The sequence below is a fragment of the Oscillibacter sp. CU971 genome, from assembly GCF_905219725.1.
In the GTDB taxonomy this organism is placed as follows: Bacteria; Bacillota; Clostridia; order Oscillospirales; family Oscillospiraceae; genus Oscillibacter.
Window position 1 is genome coordinate 1 of the sequence record NZ_CAJMXG010000199.1, and the last position, 5,454, is coordinate 5,454.

Consider the following 5,454-nt stretch of genomic DNA (forward strand, 5'->3'; position numbering starts at 1 on the left):
CCCATATGCGGCCTTTTCCTGTGACACTTATGGACATTTTCTATTATAGCAAATACCTCCCCAAAAAGCAAGCCGCAGCCCGAACAATTGTCCCATTGCTTCCCAGGTAGCCCCTTTGCCGCTGCCGGCATACAATGGAATGAGCGCGAGACACCTCGCGCCATTCTTACACAAGGAGGAAAGCAAGTATGGAAAGACCTAATCAGACGCCGGCCGGTTCCTGCGGCGTGGGAATGGGCACACTCCCCGGCAATTGCGCCCCACTGGCGTTTCCGTATATTCCGATGCAGGAGCAGAACCCTCCCCGCTTCAGCCGGGCGGAGGCCCTTCAAGCTGGCACGTTGTTTCCCGGTTTGGATCTGCCCTTTAAAGCGGCCATCCAGGCGAAAACTAAGCTGGCCAACACCGCCCTGGTGGAGCTAATGGCGCTGGATTTTGCCATCAAAGAGCTGAACCTGTACCTGGACACCCACGCCAACGACCAGGAGGTTCTCCAGCTTTACTGGTCCTATATCAAGCTGGCCAAAGAGGGCCGGGAAAAATATGAGAAGATGTATGGCCCCCTGACCAGCACCGACCTGACCCCGGAGGACGGCTACGCCTGGCTCAAGGACCCGTGGCCCTGGGACGTAGGAGGGAATGACTGATGTTTGTATATGAGAAAAAGCTTCAATACCCGGTGAAGGTCAAGAACACCAATCCCAAGCTGGCAGCGGCCATTATCTCCCAATACGGCGGGCCCGACGGGGAGCTGGGGGCTTCCCTCCGGTATCTGAGCCAGCGCTATTCCATGCCCTATGCAGAGCTGAAGGGCCTGCTGACGGACATCGGCACCGGGGTGTCATTCTGAGACTTTCGCAGATTTTCCAGTACAAAAGTCCATTTTTGCTGCAAAAGTTTTAGAAAAACCTCAATTTTTCGGTCCTTGTGTACCACCATGTGGTCCAGGACATTTTTGTAAAGCACCTCGCTGTCTGCCTTACAATTTACAATGTCAACCACCTGACGGCCCACATCCTTCCCCAGCTGACCCTTCTCGTAAGTGATACTCTCTCGCTCTCGTACCCCCTCCAGCCTCCGTTGAAGATCTTCCAGCTCCCTATCGTACCGCTGGTTGACCAACTGCATCTCCTCTTTCGTGATTTGCTTGGAGAAAAAGGCATCCAGCACATCCGCTTTCTTTTGCTTCAGTTGGCTGATTTCATATTCCAACGCCTCAGCCCTGTCAGTGCTTCCTTCCTCGCACATCTGAATTGCCTCTAATGCCAGAGCAGTGACATTTTGGATGATCCTGTCCCGGTCCATTCGCAGGGTGGTCAGAGACTGCTGGAGGATATCCAACGCCAATTCATCCCGCAGGAGTTTACCTACATCGCAGCCTACCTCATTACCCCGAACATCGACCCGTTTCTGCCCCTCTGACGTGGCAGTATAGCAGCTCCAACGCTTATAAAGCGAGCCATCCTTACGGGTTTTCTTCCGGGAAACAAAGCTGGCCCCGCACTCTCCGCACTTAATCTTACCGCTGAACACATAGCGGTTGGAGTGTCCCGCCCCCAATTCCCCATTGCGGTTCCGCTTTTTCAGCTCCCGCTGAACGGTGTCCCACAGCTCCCGGTCAATGATAGGCTCATGGTGGTCCCGTATAATCACCAGTTCCTCCTCCCCGTGGTTGTATTTCTTGGCGTGGCTCAGGTAATCCGGCGTGATGGTCTTCTTCTGCACCAGATCTCCCACATATTTCTCATTCTTCAGGATTTTGACGATGTGGGTGTTGGACCATTTCATATTGCCGCTATGGGTCTGATACCCCGCCTCCCGAAGCTCCCGAGCAATGACAGTAGTTCCCTTTTTCTCCACGCCATATTTGTAGAAGATCAACCTGACAATCTCCGCGCCCTCTGGATTTACTGTCAGGCAACCATCCTTTACATCATAGCCCAAGAGCGATCTTCCGAACACTACCCCCTGCTCCATCCGCCGGGTCTGCCCCCACTTTACTCGGGTGGAGGTCTTGCGGCTCTCCTCCTGGGCAATCGATCCCATGATGGACAGCCGAAGCTCGGCGTCCGGCTCCAGGGTACTGATTCCGTCGTTCATAAACAGAACACCTACTCCCAACGCTTTTAGCTCTCGGGTGTAGGTGATGGTGTCCAATATATTTCGAGAAAAACGGCTGACCTCCTTGGTAAGGATCAACTGAAATTTTCCCAAATGGGCGTCGGCAATCATTCGATTGAAGGCGACTCGTTTCTTCGTCGACGTTCCGGTGATTCCTTCGTCGGCATAAACCTGGTACAGTTCCCAGTCTGGCTGGCGGTCGATGTACTCCTTAAAATATCGCTGTTGGCTCTCAAATGAATTGGCCTGGTCATCCCGGTCTGTAGACACACGGCAGTAAGATGCTACTTTTATCATGGTATCGTTCACCCCTTCGTTTTATTTAGACTGGTACGGCACACTCAATATACCGTACCAGTCGTCAAAAGTCTATTACTTTTTAGAATTGTTTCAACTGTTTTTTTAGCTTTTCTTCTGCATATCGATACTGCATTTCATTTAATACACCTTTGTCCTTCAGCGTCAGCAGAACGGCTCTTTGATACTCAAACAAGAACTGGCTGTCGGTTTCTTTCGTGATCTCCCGGTCATTCTCGATATCAAGCAACCTCGCCTGTTCCGCCATCCTGCCACTCCCCTTTGTTCCAAGGGTATGCATAGGACTGGCCTGCTTTGATTAATTTTGCCCCTTTCTTATTTTATTTTCATGTGGCTGTTGCTCTGGCCATTATAAAATTTCATTTTATACCTCCAAAATTTTTACATGGACTGTTCCCACTGTTGGCTGCCGCTGAACTTCTGCCCCATGGCCATCTTTTTGATGGCCTCCCGGCGGCGCTGTTTGCTATCTGTCCAAGCCGGCGGTGTAGGGAGCGGCGGCAGGTCATCACTGCGCTCCACTGCCCTGCCCAGTTGAATGAGTCCGCTTGTCACTTCACCCATCCATCCCTCGTCCGGTTCCACGCTGCTGGGGCAGAATCCCATAGCCTGCCGGTAGGCGAACAGCGCCTCCAGATTTTCTTTGAGGAAGGTCTCATCGTGGAGACTGCTGTCCCGGCACTTCCGTCCGTTAGGACAGGTGAAGGTGATGTGCTTCCAGGTATCCGTCCAGGTCACCTCGTAACCTTCGTACTCCATATTCTCAATAAAGCTCTCCCGATCAACGGCGTACTCCAGCGCCTCGTTGATGGCCTGGATCAGATCCAGCTTCCAGCTGTCCGCCCGCAACCCCGCCTGGTACTCGCCGGGCTTCATCCGCTTCTTCTTCGGATACTTCTCTGGTGCCTCCAGAACCTGCAGTCCGTGGGCCTTACAAATCTCGTCGTTGAGCTGCCGGTGCGCCAGCAAGGTTTCACGGTTCTGGTGGAGCTTTCTGCCACTCTCACAGCTGACGCTGTTCACCACCAGATGGTTGTGGAGGTGGCTGGTGTCCACGTGGGTGGCGATCACCACCTCATAGCCAGGAAACGCTCTCTGTGCCAGTTCCAGACCGATGGCGTTAGCCTCTTGGGGTGTGAGGTCGTCATCTTCGGAGAAGGACTGGACGAAGTGGTAGAACTGCCTGCCGTCCGCTTTTCGGAACCGCTGCTTGGTGGTCATCATCTCCAGGTAGGACGCCTGGGGTACGCAGTTGCTCCCAGTGACCAGACACGCGCCGTCCAGCACCGTCTTCTTCGCCTGCACCACATAGGACAGCACACCCAGCATAGCGCCGGCGGTCTGCTTCTTGTTTCGGATGGCGGTGAAGGTAGACATCACCTCACCTCCTTTGTCAGTCTGCGGATGGCCGCGCAGAGGTCGGCATACCTGTCGATCAGCTCGTCGCTGCGGAGGACAGTGAGCCGTCCCATGTTGGCCAGTGTGGTGAGCTGGTTGAGGTTGCGGCCTTGAGCTTTCAGCTCCGAGAGAACTGCGTCAAGACCCTTCACTTGAATGATCTTCTGACCAAGGCCGCAAATGATCAGGTACTGGGTGAGGGTCATGTTGGCATCCCGCGCACGTTCCTGGAGCCGCTGTTTGACTTCTGGTGTCATCCGAGCCGTGACAATGGCTGACTTCTTATTTTGCATCATCGTTCTCCTCTCGTTCCTATCACCCCTTTAGGGGCAGGGGGTGCCGGGGCCTAGCCCCGGCGAATGCGTCCGGTGTATAGCCGGGCGCGATGCTTGCCCCACCCGAGGGTGGGATTCCTCCTCTACGGGGCCTGTCTGCGCGTTTGAGAGTGTCTGCTGTATTTACTCTCGCACCGCAGAAAAACCGCACACGTCCTCCTTACTGCACCGCACAGCGGGCTTCTCCGCTTGCGACAGGGTCGATAGGGTCGAATTTTCCGGCCCCGGAAAATTCGGCACTATCGGCACGGCGTAACTCTATCAACCGCTTCCCGTTGCTCCGGCGTATCGAGGCAATGATACCCGCTTTCTTTAGCGCATCAACGCTTTGCAGGATTTGCCTGCTCACTTTTTTCGGCGTGATCCCCTCGCTGCCGTCAGGGTCGATCCTGTTTGCCAGTTCTGTAGGAGTGCCGATAAATTCCTTGCGGGAATCCATCAGCGCAGAGAGGAGAAAAACGATCCTGCCATCCAACAGCGCTGGCTGCTGATAGCTGTCCGCCGTCACCTCCCACACATTGTCAGCGTTGCGCCGTAGCTCCAGCTCCCGATACTCGATGTCCCGTCCAATACAACTGAGTTTTGCTCTGCCGCTGCCCCGCCGCTCCTCTACCAGCGTGAAGCTGGAATCCACCGCGCCGCTGATGGCGGTAGTACCCGAGATGCGGTTAAACACATCGTCCGCCTTCTCTTTTCGCAGATGGTGAATCAGCAGGACAGCAATCCCATGAGCATCGGCCAGCCGCTTCAGCGCGGACAGGTCCCGGTAGTCGTTTGCGTAGGTGTTATCGTAAGTAGTCCCCCGGATCATTTGAAGAGTATCAATGATGATGAGGGACGTGTCCGGGTGCTCACGGAGGAACTGCTCCAACTGCTCAGTCAGCCCGTCGCTCAAAATGCGGCTCTCGGTGCAGAAGTGGACGTTGGAGGGCGCGTCCTCCGTCACATCGAACAGCCGGTTCTGGATTCGGAGCTGGGAATCCTCCAGGCAGAGATAGAGAGTTGTGCCCTGCTTCACCCCCATCCCCCAGACGGGTTCACCCTTGGCGACGGTCACTGCCAACCACAGGGCCAGCCATGATTTTCCGACCTTGGGAGACCCCGCCAGAATATGAAGCCCCTGGGAAATCAGCGTGTCCACTACAAAGTTCAGCGGCTGGAGCGGCTGGCTCATCAAGGTTTCACCGTCAATCGTTCTTAGGTCCGTCATGAAATCACTCCCTTCTGGTGTTGACAAAAGATAGGTAGTTGTGGTACCGTAGTGCTAATACCAAAATTAGAC

Annotated in this window: 6 protein-coding genes and 1 pseudogene; 2 read left to right on the forward strand and 5 right to left on the reverse strand. The window is 54.6% G+C overall.

The genetic code is table 11. The annotated features are described in order from the left end of the window. Positions 1-188 precede the first annotated feature (188 nt). Both JX325_RS12230 and JX325_RS12235 read left to right on the forward strand, forming a co-directional pair. On the forward strand, positions 189-647 hold the full coding sequence (locus JX325_RS12230; RefSeq protein WP_204791392.1) for a spore coat protein CotJB: 459 nt from the start codon (positions 189-191) through the stop codon (positions 645-647). Beyond that, positions 647-835: pseudogene (locus tag JX325_RS12235) on the forward strand (manganese catalase family protein); the annotation flags it as partial. The gene JX325_RS12230 and the pseudogene JX325_RS12235, both read left to right, overlap by 1 nt. On the opposite strand, the gene JX325_RS12240 reads toward JX325_RS12235, so the two are convergent. The 5 genes from JX325_RS12240 to JX325_RS12260 form a co-directional block, all read right to left on the reverse strand. Continuing rightward, positions 796-2,418 (reverse strand): recombinase family protein, encoded by a 1,623-nt coding sequence (locus JX325_RS12240; RefSeq protein ID WP_204791394.1) that lies wholly within the window; start codon positions 2,416-2,418, stop codon positions 796-798. The pseudogene JX325_RS12235 and the gene JX325_RS12240 sit on opposite strands and share 40 nt — an antisense overlap. An 82-nt stretch (positions 2,419-2,500) precedes the next feature. Continuing rightward, complete coding sequence (locus tag JX325_RS12245) at positions 2,501-2,686, reverse strand: hypothetical protein (RefSeq protein ID WP_204791395.1); 186 nt, start codon at positions 2,684-2,686, stop codon at positions 2,501-2,503. A 134-nt stretch (positions 2,687-2,820) separates the two neighbouring features. Next, the gene (locus JX325_RS12250; protein WP_204791396.1) at positions 2,821-3,816 is read right to left on the reverse strand and encodes a relaxase/mobilization nuclease domain-containing protein; all 996 of its coding nucleotides are present in this window, start codon (positions 3,814-3,816) and stop codon (positions 2,821-2,823) included. Continuing rightward, on the reverse strand, positions 3,816-4,133 hold the full coding sequence (locus JX325_RS12255; protein WP_204791397.1) for a plasmid mobilization relaxosome protein MobC: 318 nt from the start codon (positions 4,131-4,133) through the stop codon (positions 3,816-3,818). Before JX325_RS12255 ends, JX325_RS12250 begins: the two co-directional genes overlap by 1 nt. A gap of 199 nt (positions 4,134-4,332) precedes the next feature. Beyond that, the gene (locus JX325_RS12260; RefSeq protein WP_204791398.1) at positions 4,333-5,382 is read right to left on the reverse strand and encodes an AAA family ATPase; all 1,050 of its coding nucleotides are present in this window, start codon (positions 5,380-5,382) and stop codon (positions 4,333-4,335) included. Positions 5,383-5,454 lie beyond the last annotated feature (72 nt).